At 37.1% G+C, this 20,276-nt stretch carries 9 protein-coding genes and 1 pseudogene; 8 read left to right on the plus strand and 2 right to left on the minus strand.

The window, feature by feature from the left end; genetic code table 11:
- The first annotated feature begins 140 nt into the window (after positions 1-140).
- From Q0972_RS15575 to Q0972_RS15600, 6 genes and pseudogenes are all read left to right on the plus strand, one after another.
- Entirely contained in the window at positions 141-875 is a 735-nt protein-coding gene (locus Q0972_RS15575) for a GLPGLI family protein (protein WP_299367435.1), read from the plus strand.
- Between the two features lie 82 nt (positions 876-957).
- Positions 958-3,585 (plus strand): carboxypeptidase-like regulatory domain-containing protein, encoded by a 2,628-nt coding sequence (locus Q0972_RS15580; protein ID WP_299367438.1) that lies wholly within the window; start codon positions 958-960, stop codon positions 3,583-3,585.
- Positions 3,586-3,664: 79 nt separating this feature from the next.
- On the plus strand, positions 3,665-4,366 hold the full coding sequence (locus tag Q0972_RS15585) for a CoA transferase subunit A (protein ID WP_299367441.1): 702 nt from the start codon (positions 3,665-3,667) through the stop codon (positions 4,364-4,366).
- 31 nt (positions 4,367-4,397) lie between these two features.
- A pseudogene (locus Q0972_RS15590) lies at positions 4,398-4,749 on the plus strand (four helix bundle protein).
- A gap of 43 nt (positions 4,750-4,792) precedes the next feature.
- The gene (locus tag Q0972_RS15595) at positions 4,793-5,446 is read left to right on the plus strand and encodes a 3-oxoacid CoA-transferase subunit B (protein WP_299367444.1); all 654 of its coding nucleotides are present in this window, start codon (positions 4,793-4,795) and stop codon (positions 5,444-5,446) included.
- A gap of 247 nt (positions 5,447-5,693) precedes the next feature.
- Positions 5,694-5,819, plus strand: a complete 126-nt coding sequence (locus tag Q0972_RS15600) for a hypothetical protein (protein WP_299367447.1) — start codon at positions 5,694-5,696, stop codon at positions 5,817-5,819.
- 36 nt (positions 5,820-5,855) lie between these two features.
- On the opposite strand, the gene bglX is transcribed toward Q0972_RS15600, so the two are convergent.
- Positions 5,856-8,153: a beta-glucosidase BglX gene (gene bglX / locus Q0972_RS15605; protein WP_299367450.1), complete on the minus strand. Its 2,298-nt coding sequence runs from the start codon at positions 8,151-8,153 to the stop codon at positions 5,856-5,858.
- A 3-nt stretch (positions 8,154-8,156) separates the two neighbouring features.
- Positions 8,157-9,848 (minus strand): ABC transporter ATP-binding protein, encoded by a 1,692-nt coding sequence (locus Q0972_RS15610; RefSeq protein ID WP_299367452.1) that lies wholly within the window; start codon positions 9,846-9,848, stop codon positions 8,157-8,159.
- A 222-nt stretch (positions 9,849-10,070) separates the two neighbouring features.
- Between Q0972_RS15610 and Q0972_RS15615 the strand changes: the two genes are divergently transcribed.
- A complete protein-coding gene (locus Q0972_RS15615) occupies positions 10,071-15,278 on the plus strand; it encodes a M14 family zinc carboxypeptidase (RefSeq protein WP_299367455.1) in 5,208 nt (1,735 codons plus the stop codon).
- A 209-nt stretch (positions 15,279-15,487) separates the two neighbouring features.
- The gene (locus Q0972_RS15620) at positions 15,488-20,224 is read left to right on the plus strand and encodes an immunoglobulin-like domain-containing protein (RefSeq protein ID WP_299367458.1); all 4,737 of its coding nucleotides are present in this window, start codon (positions 15,488-15,490) and stop codon (positions 20,222-20,224) included.
- Positions 20,225-20,276 lie beyond the last annotated feature (52 nt).

The raw sequence follows: 20,276 nt of genomic DNA on the forward strand, positions 1-20,276 counted from the left end.
ATAAATAATAGTTTTTATTTCAATCTTATTCTTTATATCAAGGTTTCTTCGTAAGTACAACAAAGACCATTTAAATTTTAGATTCCATGATATTATAAATCAATATGTCATAAAGTTATAATTGACTTAAAATTAAAAGTATGAGAATATTATTTGCCGTTTTCCTTTGCTTTACAATGACTTTTTGTTTTGCCCAAAAAAAGGAAGTTGAGATAACATACAAAAAAACGATTTTGATAGATTTTGATAGGGAAACAAAACCTACAAACAACTTTAGTAAGAATGAGGCTTTGAAATTATTAAAAAAGCTTAATCTAGAATTTAAAAACAAAACATTTAAACTTTGGTTTAATGATACTATATCTTGCTTTAAGGAACTAAAGCGAATGGATTTAGAAAATAAAACTGATATAATTTCTATATTGAATAATGTTGGAGGTTTGACCGAAGGTGTTTTCTTTACACATAAAAACTCAAAACAACTAATACAGCAAAAGTCTTTTGATGCTAAAAAATATCTAATTTATAGCAATACCGATAGCCTTCAATGGAACATGACTAATGAGTCTAAACAAATTGATGGTTACACAGCATATAAAGCAACGACAATAAGGCAAAGAGTTACGCGCAGTGGCTTAAATAATGAAACCATAACAGCTTGGTACACTCCAGAAATACCAACCAGTTTTGGCCCTGCTGGTTTTAATAATTTACCAGGACTAATTTTACAGCTACAAATAGGCAAGTTATCGCTTTATGCAAGTAAAATAGAGTTCAATAAAGAAATTGACATTTTTAGTCTAGAACCAAAAAAAGGGAAAAAAATATCTAAAGAAGATTTTATTAAATTAGAATTAGAGCAAATAGAGAATTAAAAAATGTTTTGTATTGCACATTAAGTCTTTATTTGTCGATATAACTACCTTACTCTTACTAATAGGGTTTTCTTCCTTATCTATGGCCCAACAAATCAAAGTCTCGGGCAAGGTAACCGATAGCTTACAAACCCCACTTCCTTATGCCAATATTTTGGCCATACCACAAGCAGACGATTCAGAGATAAAGTTTGCCATTACAGAGAAAGACGGTAGCTATAGGCTTGGCTTGGTACGGCACCAAACCTATGAGCTAACGGTGAGCTTTTTGGGCTATAGAACGCAAAAGCTTACGATAAGCACTACAGACCAGGACCTCGTAAAGAACTTTGTACTGGAAGAAGACCCAGACCGGTTGGATGAGGTACATATAGAGTATATACCACCGATAACCGTAAAAAAGGATACCATTACCTATGATGTAAGTCGTTTTGCTACAGGAGAAGAGCGCAAGTTGCGCGAGGTACTGAAAAAACTACCCGGTGTCGAAGTCGATAGGGAGGGCAACGTTAATGTCAACGGCAAAAAGGTCACCAAAGTATTGGTAGAGAACAGGCCCTTTTTTACCGGCAATAGCAAGCTGGCCGTCAACAACATCCCGGCAGATGCCGTAGACAAAGTGGAAGTACTGGACAATTATAACGAGGTGGCCATGCTCAAGGACTTGCAGGATTCCGAGGATATGGCGATGAACATCAAGCTAAAGGAGGACAAAAAAAGGTTCGTATTTGGTGATATTGAAGTGGGCGGTGGTATCGAGGAACGTTATCTGTTGCACCCCAATTTATTCTACTACAGCCCCAAGACCAACGTCAATTTTATCGGTGACCTCAACAATCAAGGCATCAAGAGCTTTAGCTTTAGGGATTACCTCGAGTTTGAAGGCGGTTTCGGCAAGCTCTTAAATGGAGCGGGCAGTTATTTCGGTCTGTTCAATAGTGACTTTGCGCAATACCTCAACAACAGGGATTTTAGGGATAATACCAATCAATTTGGAGCGCTCAATATTAGGCAATCGGTTTCCAATAGTACGGATATCAGCGGTTATGTGATTGTGTCCAACGCCAAGACCGAGACCTTGAGCAATACCCTGAATGCTTATCAGAATATTGCAGAACCTTTTACCGAAGACAGAACGGTATCCAACAATCTAAATAACTTTTTCACCATCGGCAAACTCACCATAGATTATGACCCATCCTACAAGGAAGATTTTGCCTATAATGCTTTTGTGAAAACGACCAATAATGATAGTAATGGTTTAATTTCTACCATTAATCCGACACAGAACAATACGATTAGAACCTTAACCGATGTTGTATCATTAAATCTAAAGCAGAATATTAACTATAGCCGTAAACTCTCCAGGGCACATACGGTCACCTTGGAAACGATTTATAATTTTCAAAACGATAAACCCATTACGGAATGGTTGACTAACCAAGAGATCCTAGAGGGGCTGATTCCCCTAGAAAACGAGGAGGTATTCAACATCCTTCAGACTAAAAGGTCAAGATCACATAATTTCAGTACTATTCTCAAAGACTATTGGGTAATCAATAACTTTAATCATATTTACACCAGTGTTGGCCTCAATGCCTCTTTTAACGACTTTTTCAATAAAGATGTACAGATCTTGGATGATGGTGGTATCAATAATTTTGATACTGCAGGTTTTGGTAATGATTTCAAATATAGCTTTATTGATACTTATTTGGGTCTTGAATATAAATTTCAGATGGGGATAGCGACCTTTAAGCCTGCACTTTTTTACCATGGTTATCTGTGGCGTACCCAACAGTTCGAGGATACCCGGACCTTTTCAAAGCACCTGTTGCTGCCCCAATTTACCTCTAAGGTTGAGTTTAACAACAGCGAGAAACTCAACTTTCGGTACGGGCTCAACGCACGTTTCCCAGGTATTGACCAAGTGGCCAATAACTTTATGCTTTCTGGTTTCAACAGTGTGTTTCGTGGCAATGACCGACTGGAAAACCAATTGTACCATACGGCAAGCTTAAGTTATTATAAGTTTAGCTTGTTCAGGAACCTCAATTTCAGCATTAATACAAGCTTAAATAAACGTATTGAGAACATAAAGACGACAACCGAACTGAACGGTATAGAGTCCTTTAATACCACGATCATGTTCGATCAGCCCGAACATAACTGGAACTTGAGCGGGCGTATTTCAAAAAAAATAAGGAAGGTCAGGTATAATTTGAGTACCCGTTTTGGTTATAGCGATTATTTTCAGATACTAAATGATGACGTCAGCCTCAATATCTCGAAGTCCTTGTCTTCAACAATCGGATTGGAAACGTTCTTCAAGAATTTTCCAAATTTGGAATTTAACTATACCAAGGACTTTAGCACGTACAGGGCAAACAACAACGAGAACGATTTTGAGAACGATCGTTTTGAAGTGGTCTTGGCGTACGATTTTTTAAGTGATTTTATTTTTAAGGCCGACTATACCTTTGACAATTACAACAACAAAAACCAAGGTGTCGTCAATACTTTTGATACAGCCAATGCCTCATTGTATTACCAAAAAGAAGACAGTCCCTGGGGTTTTGAGGTATCCGCAAGCAACATTTTCGATATTCGGTTTAGGCAACAAAACTCATTTAACGCTTTTATAGTTAGTGACAGCAGAACTTTTGTTCTTCCTAGAATAATTATGTTTAAGGTTAGTCATAAGTTATAGTATCTTTGTTTTTAAATATCATTTTTGCCAATATTTATAAGATTCTTTTGTATTTTTCAGAAGCTAATTATTCCACTTTATGATAAATAAAAAAGTAGCAGGTGTTACTGAAGCTTTGCAAGGCGTAAAGGACAATATGACTTTTATGCTTGGCGGATTTGGGCTGTCTGGAATTCCTGAAAATGCCATTGCTGAGTTGGTAAGGCTAAATATAAAAGGACTAACCTGTATCTCTAATAATGCGGGTGTTGATGATTTTGGTTTGGGATTGTTATTACAACAAAAACAAATTAAGAAAATGATATCATCTTATGTTGGTGAAAATGATGAATTTGAGCGCCAAATGCTTTCAGGAGAATTGGAAGTAGAGCTGATTCCCCAAGGGACACTTGCCGAACGTGCGCGCGCAGCACAAGCTGGCTTTCCCGCATTTTATACACCAGCAGGTTATGGTACTGAAGTTGCTGAGGGTAAGGAAACAAGAGACTTTAACGGTAAAATGTATGTTTTAGAACACGCTTTTAAAGCTGATTTTGGATTTATAAAAGCATGGAAAGGTGATGCTGCTGGTAATTTAGTTTTTAAAGGAACGGCAAGAAATTTTAATCCTAATATGTGCGGTGCTGCAAATATTACTGTTGCTGAGGTAGAAGAATTGGTACCTGTAGGTGAATTGGATCCCAATCAGATTCATATTCCAGGGATTTTTGTACAACGGATTTTTAAAGGCGCACATTTCGAGAAACGTATTGAGCAGAGAACGGTGCGTTCTCGACATTAATTTGAAGATTTGAAAATGATTTAATTTGAAAATGAGAGATGATAAAGAGAACATCATTATCAAGCTGACTTTTGCTTTTTCACTTGAAATTATCAAATTTTCTGAACAAATTAGAGCAATGCATCGCTATGAAATGGCATCTCAAATATTTAGAAGTGGTACATCAATTGGTGCTAATTGTAAAAGAGGCTCAAAATGCTGAAAGCAAGGCTGACTTTATCCATAAGTTTAAAATAGCTGCTAAAGAAGCTGATGAACTAGAATATTGGTTATTGCTCTGCAAAGAATCAGAGTATTATCCAAATCCAAAACAAGAATTAATAATTGATTTGAAAACAATCATTAAGATTATCAGTAAAATTATTGCTTCATCAAAGAGATAATAATTTTCAAATTTTCAAATCGAAAAATTTTCATATTAATACAATGTTAGACAAAAACGGTATAGCAAAACGAATAGCAAAAGAAGTTAAAGATGGGTATTATGTCAATCTTGGGATTGGTATACCGACGTTAGTCGCCAATTTTGTGAGAGAGGATATTGAAGTAGAGTTTCAAAGTGAAAATGGGGTACTTGGAATGGGTCCTTTTCCTTTTGAAGGCGAGGAGGATGCAGACATTATTAATGCAGGCAAACAAACTATAACAACTTTACCAGGGGCTTCTTTTTTTGATTCGGCGATGAGTTTTTCGATGATAAGAGGCCAACATGTAGATTTAACGATACTTGGCGCTATGGAAGTGGCTGAAAATGGAGACATTGCCAATTGGAAAATTCCTGGAAAGATGGTTAAGGGTATGGGAGGTGCTATGGATTTAGTAGCCAGTGCCGAAAATATCATTGTTGCCATGATGCATACCAACAGAGCAGGTGCATCCAAACTTCTAAAAAGATGCTCTTTGCCTTTAACAGGGGTTGGCTGTGTGAAGAAAATAGTAACTAATATGGCTGTAATAGAAGTAACACCTCAAGGCTTTAAATTGTTAGAGCGTGCTCCAGGTGTTTCGATTGAAACTATTAAAAATGCAACACAAGGCCGTTTAATTATAGAAGGGGATATACCGGAAATGGAATTGTAATTGATCTATATCATTTAATAAAAATAAAATGCCACATTCATAATGTGGTTTTTTTGTAAGAAAAATTGTAGAATAAGATTACAAATGTTAAAAATAAATGTATTTCATCGATTTTTAATGTATTACAACAGACAAATTGAAATTTTATCTCATATTAGCAATCCCAAATCTAAAACTAAATTAACCCAGATTTACCATAAGCTTAATGTATTAATTTTTGCCCCAAATCTACCATAAATCTTAACTTATGAAAACCAAATCAAATCTACCAGAACCTACTTTAAACGAAAGTATATTTCTTTCAAACTTAAGGGATATGGCACGTGTAGTATCAGGTGTCTTAAAGTTGACCAAGAAAATATTCATGCTTTAACCACTGAGGTTAGCATGAATATTTTTTCAAACTATTTTATTTTAGAGTAAAACTTGCCTTAAGTGTAGTATCTGAGCTACCACCAACAAACACTTCAAAATCTCCTGGCTCTATTATATATTCTCCAGAGTTGTTATAAAATCCAAGTTCTTTGCTGGTTAGTTTAAATTCGATTGTTTTAGTTGCACCTTTCTTCAAACTTACAAGTTCGAAACCTTTCAATTCTTTTACGGGTCTCACTAAGCTGCCAACTAAGTCCCTAAGATATAGCTGAACAACTTCCTTTCCATTATAAGCGCCTATATTAGAAACGGTTACGGAAATATCGATTTCATCATTTATAGCATAGCTAGAGTTAGACATTGTGAGGTCTGAATACTTAAAGTTTGTATAACTTAACCCATGACCAAATGGGTACAGCGGTGAGTTCTCTTGATCTATATAATGCGACCAAAAAACATTACCCTCTCTGTTTGTTGCTCTTCCAGTATTTTTGTGATTGTAATAAATAGGTATTTGTCCTACATTTCTTGGAAAAGTCATAGGTAGTTTTCCACTTGGGTTATAATCGCCATATAATACTTGCGCTATGGCATTACCTGTTTGGGTCCCCAAATGCCAACCGACCAAGATACTCGGGATGTGCTCTGCGGCCCATTCTAAAGCTAGTGGCCGTCCATTTTGTAATACTAAAACAATGTTCTTGTTTACTTTGTAAACGGCTTCTAACAGTTCTTGTTGTAATCCAGGTAAATCGAGTTGAGTTCTACTTCTGGCCTCACCACTTTGAAAACCATGCTCCCCTAAAACCATTACTACCACATCAGCATCCTTGGCGGCATTCACGGCAGCAACCATCCCCGTTCTATCTGTGGTGTTGATTTTTACTTCTTTAGTAAATGCTGTTTCACCTAAAAATAGGTCAACTCCCTTTTTATAGATAAGCTCATTCCCTTTATAGGCATTCATACCTTCCAATATAGAGACTGCGGTATTATCATCTGAGGCAATTCGCCAACTCCCTAAAGGGCTATTTTTATCATTCGCCAAATGCCCAATGAGTGCAATTTTTTGACCTTCTTTTTTCAGTGGTAATAATTTATTATCGTTCTTAAGCAATACCACGGATTTTTTAGCCATATCCAAAACAGCTTCATGATGTGATTCTTGACCTATTAATTTCTTTTCATTCTCCTTATTGCAGTATTTGTAAGGGTCATCAAAAAGACCTAATTCAAATTTCACCCTTAAAATTCTACCAGCAGCTTCGTCTATAATGCGTTCATCAACAATACCTTCCTTTACCAGGTTTACAAGTTCTTTGATATAAACATAGCCTTCCATATCCATATCGGAGCCTGCAGTTGCGGCAATTTTTGCAGCTTCTCTTTTGTCTTTGGCACGTCCCCAATAAATAATTTCATTAATTGAAGCCCAATCTGACACTACAAAACCGTTGAAATTCCATTTTCCTTTTAGGATATCGCGTTGTAAGTATTCGCTACCACTTACAGGGTCACCGTTGAGGTCATTAAAGGAATTCATAAATGATCTTGCGCCAGCTTCTGCGGCAGCTTTAAATGGTGGCAGAACCATATTGTGAAGTTTGGAGACACTTATGTCTACTGTATTATATTCCCTTCCGGCTTCGGCAAATCCATAACCCGCAAAATGCTTAGCTGTGGCAGCAATAGTATTGGGTTGACTTAAATCATCGCCTTGAAAACCTTTAACTCTTGCCACTGCAATTTTGCTACCCAAATAAGGATCTTCACCAGCGCCTTCCATAACACGTCCCCATCGCGGATCTCTGGATATATCGACCATGGGAGCAAAAGTCCAATTAATTCCAGCAGCTGAGGCTTCAACAGCAGCTATTCTAGCCGAATTTTCTATAGCCTCTAAATCCCAACTCGCAGATTCTGCTAATGGTATTGGACTCAATGTTTTATAGCCATGAATCACATCAAATCCAATAATAAGAGGGATACCCAACCTTGTTTCTTCAACAGCTATTTGTTGCATTTTCATTACATTGTCATAGCCTCTAACACTAAGCATACCACCTACCCATCCTTTTCTAAGATGCTCGTACTTAGTTTTTGCATTTCCTTCTTCAGGCATGGGTCCGGTAACCTCCCAAAAACCATTATAGAGATTCATCTGACCTACTTTTTCTTCGAGGGTCATTAATGCTAGAAGTGAGTCGACTTTTTGGTCTAACATGTCATCCTTTTTATTTGTTTTTGAGTTGTCTTTTGAAGTGCAAGCAGATGCCGCTATAAGTATTAGGCATAAGCAACTTAAAATTATTCGATTATTTCTTGATATCATAATTTACAGGCCTTTAGGTATTGCATGGATTAGTTTCTTCGTATATTCTTTTTGTGGTGATTTATAGATATGGTCAGCATCGCCTATTTCTTCAATTTTGCCTTTATTCATCACCAGTAATTGATCGGCCATATATTTTACAACGGCCAGGTCGTGAGAAATGAATATGTATGTAAATCCGAATTGTGATTTCAAGTCATTTAATAGGTTTAAGACTTGAGCTTGAACAGATATGTCTAGAGCAGATACAGACTCATCACAAATTATTAGCTGAGGCTCGAGAGCGATAGTTCTGGCAATGCCAATACGTTGTCGTTGTCCTCCTGAAAACTCATGTGGATATTTATTGAAGGCAGATTCCTCTAAACCTACTTTTTTTAATAAATCTAAAACTTTTTCTTTTCGTTCTGTACTGGAGTTTCCGATACCATGAACTTTCATCGGTTCTACAATGGCATTACCTACTGTTAATCTAGGGTTGAGCGAGGCGAATGGGTCTTGAAAAATAATCTGAATATCCTTACGCATTTGACGTAATTCGCTCTTGTTTAATGCGGTAATGTCTTTACCTTTAAATTTTATGATTCCAGAAGTTGCCTTGTCTAACAGTAGTATGGCATTTCCAAGAGTAGATTTTCCACATCCAGATTCACCAACAAGACCAATGGTTTCGCTAGGGTAGATTTTAAAACTCACACCATCAACAGCTTTAAAAAGGATATTTTTAGAGAAAATCCCTGTTTTTTTTAGATATGTTTTTTCGATATCGATAACCTCAAGAAGCGGTTGCTTTGAATAGAGCTTTTTATGACGTATAATACGGTCTTCCTGAGATACAATGGACCTGTCAACTGTATTCTGCATAAAATCTTTGATGGTCGGAAGTTTTTTTAACCTGAATTCAGTAGAAGGTCTTGCACCAATCAATGCTTTGGTATAGTTGTGCTTAGGGTTATTAAAAATTGTAAACGTATTGCCCTGTTCTACAATTTCCCCTTTATACATTACTAAAACCCTATTTGCAAATTCTGAAACTAAAGACAAATCGTGAGAAATAAACAAGATACTCATTTTAGTTGCTTTTTGGATATCCTTTAACAATTCTAATATGTCTTTTTGTACAGTGACATCGAGCGCTGTCGTAGGTTCGTCAGCAATAAGAAGTTTTGGTTGGCAGGCAATAGCCATGGCAATCATAACACGTTGCTTTTGTCCACCAGAAATTTCATGTGGATAGGAGGCGAAGATTCTATTGGGATCAGGAAGTTTTACCCGATCGAAAAGCGAAAGAACTTCTGTTTTAATTTGGGATTTTGATAATTGGGAATGTTGCTTTAAAATTTCTTCTACCTGCTTTCCACATCGCATAGAAGGATTTAAAGAACTCATCGGCTCTTGAAAGATCATGGCTATTTCATTTCCTCTAATAGTTTTGAAATCCTTATTTGAAAGTTGTACCAAATCTCTACCTTCTAGTACAATAGAGCCAGAAGTAATTCTAGAAATATGCTTTGGAAGTAGACCCATTAGGGCTAAAGAGGATATAGATTTACCAGAACCCGATTCACCAACGATAGCTACAATTTCATTTTTATTAAGCATATATGATATATGCTTAATGATGTGATGTTCTTCGTTCCCATTTTTGAATGAAATTGAGAGGTTGTCAACTTTGAGTAGATAGGTGTCAAGCATACGTAAAAATAATTAAAATCGATGACCCAATCGAGAATAGGATTTTTTTTGTGTTGAAGCTGATAAACTTAAAAAAATATAATTAATTGATATACAGCAAATTAATCATTTTCGCTATTTTCAAAATGTGCATTTCATCGAATTTTTATGCATTTAATCTGTGTTTTGGATTATTTTATGATATATTAGCCCACAAATAAATTCATTGAAAGTCCCAAACAAATGAAAAAAATTACCTTAACCTTAACCGCTTTGTTGTTTGTGGTATCCCAATTTATGGTATCACAAAACCAACACTCAAGAATTACAATTACTAATCCAACCCCTCAAATACAATATCTTCTCGCACAGCGAGGGATAGATTTAAGATGTGGTGTTAATCACGATCATGAACATAACAATTTAACCTTGGATGTTTCTGACAAAGATCGTAATGTTTTAGACCAGCTTGGAATCTCTTACACAATTATAGTAGAAAACTTACAAGAGTTCCAAAGTCAAAGAGCCATAAATAATTTGCCAAGAGCGATTATGGAGGCACAGTTAGAAGATGCTCGAACAATAGCAGCAAAAAGTAATGAACTACAATTACGAGGGTCTGTATCTAGCCAAATCATAGATAATTATTTACAGTATGACGAGATTGATGAAAAAGATTGGGTGAAGCCCCTAAATTTTGAGCTAGGCTCAATGGGAGGTTGCTATACACTCTCAGAAATGGAGAGCGAATTAGATGATATGAGAACATACTCCCAGACGAATGGCCTGGATATCGTTTCGGTAAAGCAAGATGCTTCTCCAACTGGTCAAACTACTTGGGGAAATCCTGCAAGTTCAATTACTAACAATGGCCTTACTTATTCTGGCCAAGGAGGCACGCGCTGGGATCCAAAAACTATCTATTACGTAAGAATAACAGGTAATGAAAGTACTACCGCTGAAGGTACAAAACCACAAATGCTATTTACTTCTATGATTCATTCTAGAGAGCTTAGTGCCCTAATGAATAATATGTATTTTATGTGGTATATTATTGAAAACTATAATACCGATCCTGCCATCAAAGAATTGGTAGATAATAATGAGTTATACTTTGTACCGGTTGTTAACCCAGACGGTTTAAGATGGAACGAACACGTGAATCCTTCTGGTGGAGCAATGCAGCGAAAAAACTTGAGACCTAATACTGGTGGTACAGGAAATACTTCTGTTAATAGAGGTGTTGATCTTAATAGGAATTTTGATTATTTCTGGGGAAATGCAGGAATAGGATCTACAGATGACCCATTTAGCGATTCCTATAGAGGACCAAGTGCTGCATCTGAACCAGAAACCCAAATTATGGTGGATTTCATTTTAGCTAGAAATTTTAAGACTGGTATTTGGAACCACTCATTTGCCAATTCAATCCCTCATCCCTATGGCGGTAATCCAACTTTTGTATCTGGTAGGGAAGACGAAATGCACGAAATGCATGCAGATATGACAAAATATAATAGATACGTATCTGGCGCTACCATATTTTCGCCTGCTAATGGTATTGCAGATGATTGGATGCTAGGGGGAAGTATAGATAACAATGGTTCCGTAGGATCAGGACAAAACATATTAGCAACAACTCCAGAGCATGGTGGTGATTGGTTTTGGCCAACCCCATCAGATATTATTCCTATTGCAAAACGTTCTATGCGTATCTCTTTAATGGGTGCTTACCATGGAGGTAAGTATGCAAAATTTCATGATCTCACACAAAGTGATATATCAAGCTTATCGCCGACCTTAGATTTTGCTATAGAAAGAGTAGGACAGACCGCAAGCGATTTTACATTGACAGTTACACCAATATCAGCTAATGTTACCAATATTGTTTCGCCAGCAACGCAATCTGGTATGACGGTTTTAGAGCAACGCAATGTTACGGCTTCAATGACTCTAGACCCAAGCATACAGCCCAATGACGTTATTGAATATAAAATACAACTTTCTAATGATGTAGGTGTATTCTATGAGGTAAATATTGAAAAATACTACCAACCTACCGTTATCTTTTCACATAATCCTGATACCGATGGATTAACAGGTTGGAACAGTAGTGGATGGAATAACACAACTGTAGATGCATACTCTGGAAGCAATTCCCTGAGAACAGGAAACTATGGCAACAATACAACCGAAACATTAACCACTACTAATAGTTATGATTTATCAAGCTCTAGTGAAGTTTTAGTTCAATTCTATGCTAAATGGGACATTGAACGAAACTTTGATTTTGTTGAACTGCAAGCTTCAACTGATGGAAGTACGTGGGTAAATTTGAACGGAAAATATACGAAACCAGAATCATCGGCTAGTACTAACGATCACGCCGCAAAGGGTACATCTGATGAAGAATTCCAAGGCAATAATGCATCGGGTCATATTTATGATGGTGACCGTATGGATAAGTGGGTGATGGAAGAAATTGTCATTGACGCAATCAATAATGCTACTTTTTTTAATGCATCTACCGTCTTTTTTAGATTTAGATTGCGATCGGATTCTGGAAATGTATTCGAAAACTATTCGGCTAATCGAGAAGGGTTCTATTTAGACGACTTCAAAGTAATTAGCATACAAATCCCATGCGCAACAACGACCCCAACAAATTTAGCAGCAAATAATATAACGTCAGCAGAAGCAGATATCACTTGGGATAATATTCCTTCTGCGACATACGATTTAAGATATCGTGAAACAGGAACATCTACATGGACCGAAGTATCAGATTTAGCAACAAATAGCTATTCAATTTCTGGTCTTAGTGAAACTACAGAATATGAAGTTCAGGTAAGAACTAGATGCACATCATCTACTTCCGCTTACACGAGTTCTACTGTATTTACAACAGCTGTATTTGTTCCTTGTACAGGGACTGTAATTAGTTCATTTCCTTATTCTGAGACCTTTGATTCTGGTATTGGTGACTGGACACAAGACTCAGGAGATGATGGTGATTGGAGCCTTGATGCCAATGGTACTGACTCTAATGAAACCGGACCGTCAGATGATATCACAGGAAATGGGAACTATTTCTACACGGAAGCGTCAACAGCTGGATTAGGGTCTAATGCTACAGTTGTTTTAACTAGTCCTTGTTATGTGCTGTCAGATCCAGCCTTTGATAATTTTTCTTTTTACTACCATATGTATGGAACTAATGTTGGTTCATTAGACTTGGAAATTTCCTCAGACAACGGAACTAATTGGACTAATGTCTTTTCACAATCTGGAAATTTAGGGAATGCATGGAATGCACAAAACATCGATTTAACCAGCTATATTGGACAAACCGTAAAATTTAGATTTATAGGAACTACAGGGAATGGTTGGAGTAGTGATATAGCCATTGATCAAATTAGTATTGGCAGTATCCCTGCACATTGCGACTCACAAGCAACTGATACAAATTTATACTTAGGAATAGCTGGGGTACAATTAAATACTATTAACAACACCTCAACGGCACAGTTATATACAGATTATACATCAGTATCTACAACACTTTCTAAAAGTACTAATTACGATATTACCATAACACCAGATTACAATGTTGCCACTACTAACGCCGTAGGTTATGGTGTTTGGATAGATTTCAATAGGGATGGTGATTTTAATGACAGTGGTGAAGAGGTCTTTACACAATCACCAGTTACAGGTGGAGGTTCCGTAACAGGTAATTTTACAATTCCGAGTAGTGTAATAACAGGAAATACAAGGATGAGAGTATCACTAGAGTTTAATGCAGTGCCAAATCCTTGCGGTGATTTCACCTATGGAGAGGTAGAAGACTATACACTGTATATATTTAATGGTCTTGTATATCAAGGGGGTAGCTGGACACCGAGTAGCCCTAGTGTTTCTACGGGAGCTGAGGATGCCTTAATTTTGGATGGTATTTTTAATGCTACCAGTGACTTTAGTATAAATAATATTACGGTTAACTCTGGTTCTACTTTAAATTTAAACAAGGCCAACGCAATTACTGTAAATGGTGATATTACCAATAATGGTGAATTTGTCTTAGATTCGGATTCGAATGAATTCTCTAGTCTTATGGTAAATGGTACAGTAACAGGTAATATTAAATATAACAGATATGCAAATTCTAATGCTGGCGGTAATGATTTAATTGCACCTCCGGTAAGTGGGCAAACGTTTGTGGATTTCCTTTCTAACAATACCAATGTATTCGCAAATGCAACTCAGACCTTATACTTATTTGGACCTTTTGAGAAGCCTACTAACGATTACATGTTGTTCGCAAATACTGAAGTAGCTACCTTAGAAGCCGGTACAGGATATAGAGTAGCATCTACAGACAATGGGACTTTCACATTTACTGGAGCCGTAAGTACAGGAAACGTTGATATTCCAATTTCAAAAGTAGGCTCTAATTATGAGAAATGGAACCTTATAGGTAATCCTTATACTACCTATATTTCATTGGCAGATTTCTTGGCTGCAAATATTACTGAATTGGATTTTTTCAGTGCAGCAGTATACGGATATGATGCTGATAATTCTAATGGAAGCAATTGGACGATTTGGAATTTGGCCTATTCTGATGCTAATCCTGGAACTTTAATAGCACCAGGACAGGGATTCTTTGTGTCCTCAAAAGATGGCGGTGCTAATATTTCGTTTACACCTTCAATGAGAGCTATTGGATCATCAGATGACTTCATTGCTGGAAGAAATTCTAGTACTATTGGTCATGCTATTTTAAGGATGACTACATCATCAAATACATTTGAAACAGAAGTCTATTTTAATGATAATGCAACACTAGGGTTAGACGTAGGATATGACGCTGAGCATTTTGGTGGAGCACCTTCTGACTTTTCGATATATTCGGAATTGGTAGAGAATAATCAAGGGCTAGACATGGCAATTCAAGCTATAAGTACTAACGAGATTGATGCTTCTACAGTGATTCCTTTAGGAGTCAATGCAGCACAGGGACAACAGATAGTCATTAGTTTAGAGAGCACCAATGTTACCCAAGACATCTACTTAGAGGATACAGAAACTAATTTATTAACACACTTAAATACTTCTGACTATAGTTTTACTCCAAGTATAGATTTAGCGGATATAGGAAGATTTTATTTAAGATTTGGACAACAATCATTGTCTACTGATGTTTCAGAACTTGATAGACTTCAGATATACAGCGATACCGATTTAGAGCAAATTGTTATACAAGGCTTATTGAGTGAAGCAACACAAATGACATTGTTCGATATTCAAGGAAGAGAGATATTGAGGAAAGAACTCGTACTAAACAACATGCTTAATACAGTTAATACATCTAGTTTTATGGAAGGCGTTTATTTAGTTCAACTGAGCAATGAAACGTATTCAATCACTAAGAAGCTGATTATTAGGTAAATAATATTAAAATATATCATAAAAGTCCAGAAATTTTCTGGACTTTTTTGTTTTTTACCCCATAAGTAAATGCATTCTTACTTTCCATTACGGTTTTTCCGCAATTTTTCGATTTACAGGATGATAGTTATCAACATTAAAGTTTTGAGCTAAAAAATTAACTAATTTCAGAGAAGGAAAGCTATTAATTAATCTATAACCTCAACCTTATGAAAATTAAAGCACTGTTGCTCATCGCAATGATGACATCGGCCATGCTATGGTCTCAAAGTAAGGTACTTTGGCAAAAACAAATCTCGAATGCCAGTACCATCTCAAAACAAAACCATCTATCCTTAAAAGCGTTTCAAACCTTTAGTTTGGATGTAAATGCACTTAGGCAAGCCTTAAATGGTGTTGCCCAACGAAATGATTTTTCATCATCGTCTAGTACTATTTTATCGTTTCCAAATTCTGAAGGGAAACTACAGCGATTCTCTATTAAAGAGGCATCTGTTATGCATCCTGATTTACAAGCAAGATTCCCTAACATTAGATCTTATGTAGGTCAAGGCGTAGATGATGCCTCTACTATTATTAGATTCAGCCTATCTCCTTATGGTTTTAGTGGGATGATTCTATCTACAAATGGTAATGATACATTTATAGAACAAACTGCGAGAAGTTCAAACCAGTACATAGCCTTTAACAGAAAAAACAGAATCAATTATCATAACGATTTTGAATGTGAAGTATCAGAACAAATGAACAGAAGGGTGTCTTCAAATCTTATGATGAAAAATGCTGATGATTCTATTCTCAAAACCTATAGACTTGCGGTATCTGCGACAGGCGAATATACGCAGTACCATGGCGGTACAGTAGCACAGGCTCTGGCAGCTATTAATACTACAATGACCAGAGTCAATGGTATTTTTGAAGTAGATTTTAATGTAAACATGGTATTAATAGCCAATACGGATAGTGTTATCTATACAAATACCGCAACCGATCCATATGGCAATACAACTAGTGGATATAACTCGCAATTACAAAATACATTGACCTCGGTAATAGGCGAGGCCAACTACGACATAGGACATTTATTTGCTAACCTTCAAAATAATGGTAATGCTGGGTGTATAGGATGTGTATGTGTTGATGGACAAAAAGGTAGTGGATGGACCTCATTAACTATACCTGAAGGTGATCCTTTTGATGTAGACTATGTAGCCCATGAAATGGGGCACCAATTTGGCGGTAATCACACATTTACTTTTAGTAATGAAGGCACTGGTGCACAAATGGAACCCGGTAGTGGCTCTACAATTATGGGCTATGCTGGAATTACGGGCGCTACCGATGTACAACAAAACAGTGACCCTTATTTCCATGCTGTTTCAATACAACAGATAACGAATTATGTTAAAACGACGTCTTGTCAAACCAATACAAATACAGGTAATGCGACACCAATAGTAAATGCTGGTCCTAACTATACAATTCCTAGAGGTACTCCATTTGTATTAGATGGTTCTGCTACCGATGCAGATGCAGGTGATGTATTGACGTATTGTTGGGAACAATTTAATGTTGGATCTCCATCAACAACAAACCCAAGTGTGAATAACACTTCTGGAGCCGCATTTAGATCATTTAATCCTACTACCGATACAAAACGTTACTTTCCAAGATTAGAAACCATTAAATCAGGTGCAACATCATGGCAATGGGAAGCGGTCCCTAATGTGTCAAGAACACTCAACTTTAGACTCACTGTTAGGGATAATGTTGCAGGTGGCGGAGCAAATAATAGCGATGATGTAGTCATTACCGTAAATGGTACAGCCGGTCCATTTATAGTAAACTCTCCTAATACCAATGTGACTTGGAATGCAGGAACAACACAAAACGTAAATTGGGATGTTGCAGGTACCACAGGGAATGGTGTCAATGCGGCTACTGTTGATATTTTATTGTCTACTGATGGTGGCGATACTTATCCTGTAATCATAGCTTCTGGAGTAACAAATGACGGCTCTCATGATATTATTGTACCTGATAATCAAGGAAATCAGAATAGAATTATGGTTAGAGGCTCTAACCATATTTTCTTTGATATTTCTAATACTAATTTTACTATTGGCCCACCAGTAGTTTGTAATGCGGACGTGCCTACAGGTTTGGCAGCTTCAAATTTAGCTGAAACTACAGCCACCTTAAGTTGGGATGCAGTGCCTGGGGCAACATACGATTTAAGGTATAGAGAAACAGGAACTTCAACTTGGACTACTATTGAAGTCACAGGGACTTTTTCTAACTTAACTGGTTTGACAGCTCTAACACAATACGAAGCTCAAGTAAGAAGTAAATGTTCTGGAGGATCAAACTCAGCCTACAGCAGCTCGGTAACTTTTACAACAACAGATGTACAGCTCAATTATTGTAATTCAGCAAGCACCAATGTAAATGATGAATTTATTAGTAGAGTACAATTAAATACGATTGATAATAGTTCTGGGGCACAGTTTTATTCAGACTTTACAAGTATTTCCACGACCCTTACTAAAGGGACTCAATATACCATCTCCATTACACCAACTTGGACTGGAACTTTATATAATGAAGGTTATGGTGTTTGGATAGATTATAATAGAGATGGTGATTTTACCGATGCAGGAGAAGAAGTATTTACCTTAGCACCTAGCCAGGTCACACCAGCGAGCGGAAGTTTTACAATTCCTGCTGGAGCTGTGGAGAACTCAACTAGAATGCGTGTGACTATGCGTTACAATCAAATACCTGGGCCTTGTGACAGTTTTACATATGGCGAAGTAGAAGATTATACGGTGATCATTCAAGGAAGCGGACCAGATACTGAAGCACCAGTAATTACTTTAAATGGCGCATCAACCATAGATTTGGACTTGGGAGATACTTATACAGAACTTGGAGCCACGGCGACTGATAATGTTGATGGAGATTTAACGTCGAGCATTGTTGTGGGTGGTGATGTGGTAAATACCAGTGTGGTGGGATCGTACCAAGTCACCTATAATGTAAATGATGCCGCAGGAAATGCTGCGACCGAAGTTATTAGGACAGTTAATGTTAATGCAGATACAACACCTCCTGTTATTACCTTAATTGGAGATTCAACCATTAACTTAAATGTTGGTGACACCTATAATGAATTAGGGGCAACAGCTACAGATAACCTAGATGGTGATATTAGCGCAAGCATTGTAATTACTGGAGCAGTCAATACCGCTTCTGCAGGTACGTATTTCGTTAATTATAATGTTAGTGATAGTTCGGGTAATGCAGCAGCACAGGTCACAAGAACTGTTAATGTGCAAGCAGACACGACGCCACCAGTCATTAATTTAATTGGCGCATCAACGATTAATCTAACTGTTGGGGATACGTACACCGAACAAGGTGCCACAGCAACCGATAATCTAGATGGTGATATTACGGGCAATATTGTTATTGGAGGTGCTGTCGATACCAATACGGCAGGAGTCTACCAGGTTACTTATAACGTCAGTGATGCAGCAGGAAATGCCGCAACAGAAGTCATTAGAACTGTTAACGTTTCAGAACCATCTTCTGGTTGTTCGGGTGGTATTAATACGTTCCCGTATGCCGAAGGTTTTGAGGGTTCTATAGGTGCATGGACGCAATCCTCTGCCGATGATATTGATTGGACTGTGAATTCTGGAGGTACGCTATCTAATAATACCGGACCATCCTCGGCACTAGAAGGTTCAAGTTATATTTATGTAGAGGCTTCAGGTAATGGAACAGGCTATCCCGACAAAAGAGCGATTATTACATCGCCTTGTTTTGACCTCTCCGTGCTTACGGAAGCCACCTTTAAATTTAGCTACCATCAGTTTGGTGCAACCGATATGGGAACTATAGATTTAGAAATTACAGATGATGAAGGTGCCAACTGGACGTCTATTTGGAACAGCTCAGGAAACCTTGGTAATGCATGGCAAGGTGCAGTAATTGATTTGAATGCCTATTTGGGCAAAGGAATTCAACTGCGTTTTAATCGTGTAACCGGAAGCACTTGGCAGGCAGATATTGCTATTGATGATGTGTCATTGGCTGGTCCTCCAGCTCCACCAACCTGTGATGATGGCATTCAAAATGGTGATGAAACTGGAGTTGATTGTGGCGGCTCTTTCTGTGCACCATGTACTACATCTAATGTTGTTCTTAATGAAGGCTTTTTTGAAACAGGATTAGACAGATGGATTGATGGTGGTAGTGATTGCGCTAGAGTGCAATCTGCAAATTCATTTGAAGGTAACTTCTCCGTACGAATAAGAGATAATTCAGGAGTAGCTTCGTCAATGACCTTGAATAATATTGATGTTACACCTTATAGTTCGGTCGAAGTTGATTTTTATTTCTATGTATTTAGTATGGAAAATGGTGAGGATTTCTGGTTGCGATTCTTTGATGGCTCGGCTTGGAATACCGTTCAAACCTGGACCAGAGGGGTTGATATCAATAACAACACATTCTACAATGCGACGGTAAACATTAATCCAGCGCAATATAATTTTGTCACTAATTCTGGATTTAGATTCCAATGTGATGCTTCGGGAAATCAGGATCAAATCTTTATAGATCAAGTGACTATTACAGGTATTTCTAGTGGTTCGCGTGGATCTAAAGATAAACTGGAAATTGTTGGTTATCTGGATTCTCCTGAGGTTTCTGAATTTGACATTCATTTGTATCCAAATCCTGTTAAAGGAAATATTCTTAATGTCGAGGTTTCTAGTCTAGACGTGTTTAACTATAGAATTGTTAATATTCAAGGACAAACTGTAGCAAGAGGAACTTCTGACGGTAAAGTAGATGTCTCTAAACTCGAAGGTGGTATGTACTTTATAGAAGTGAATGATGGAGACGAGATTGTCACTAAAAAGTTTGTTAAGAACTAATTAAATAATTAACTCCTTTAGAAAAACCCAGAAGCTAAACTTCTGGGTTTTT

It is taken from the genome of Winogradskyella sp. (assembly GCF_028282165.1).
In the GTDB taxonomy this organism is placed as follows: Bacteria; Bacteroidota; Bacteroidia; order Flavobacteriales; family Flavobacteriaceae; genus Winogradskyella.

Bases quoted from the DNA above. Each gene is read 5' to 3' on its own strand.
- Q0972_RS15575 (WP_299367435.1), top strand. From the start codon at position 141: ATGAGAATATTATTTGCCGTTTTCCTTTGCTTTACAATGACTTTTTGT.
- Q0972_RS15580 (WP_299367438.1), top strand. From the start codon at position 958: ATGGCCCAACAAATCAAAGTCTCGGGCAAGGTAACCGATAGCTTACAA.
- Q0972_RS15585 (WP_299367441.1), top strand. From the start codon at position 3,665: ATGATAAATAAAAAAGTAGCAGGTGTTACTGAAGCTTTGCAAGGCGTA.
- Q0972_RS15595 (WP_299367444.1), top strand. From the start codon at position 4,793: ATGTTAGACAAAAACGGTATAGCAAAACGAATAGCAAAAGAAGTTAAA.
- Q0972_RS15600 (WP_299367447.1), top strand. From the start codon at position 5,694: ATGAAAACCAAATCAAATCTACCAGAACCTACTTTAAACGAAAGTATA.
- bglX (WP_299367450.1), bottom strand. From the start codon at position 8,153: ATGATATCAAGAAATAATCGAATAATTTTAAGTTGCTTATGCCTAATA.
- Q0972_RS15610 (WP_299367452.1), bottom strand. From the start codon at position 9,848: ATGCTTGACACCTATCTACTCAAAGTTGACAACCTCTCAATTTCATTC.
- Q0972_RS15615 (WP_299367455.1), top strand. From the start codon at position 10,071: ATGAAAAAAATTACCTTAACCTTAACCGCTTTGTTGTTTGTGGTATCC.
- Q0972_RS15620 (WP_299367458.1), top strand. From the start codon at position 15,488: ATGAAAATTAAAGCACTGTTGCTCATCGCAATGATGACATCGGCCATG.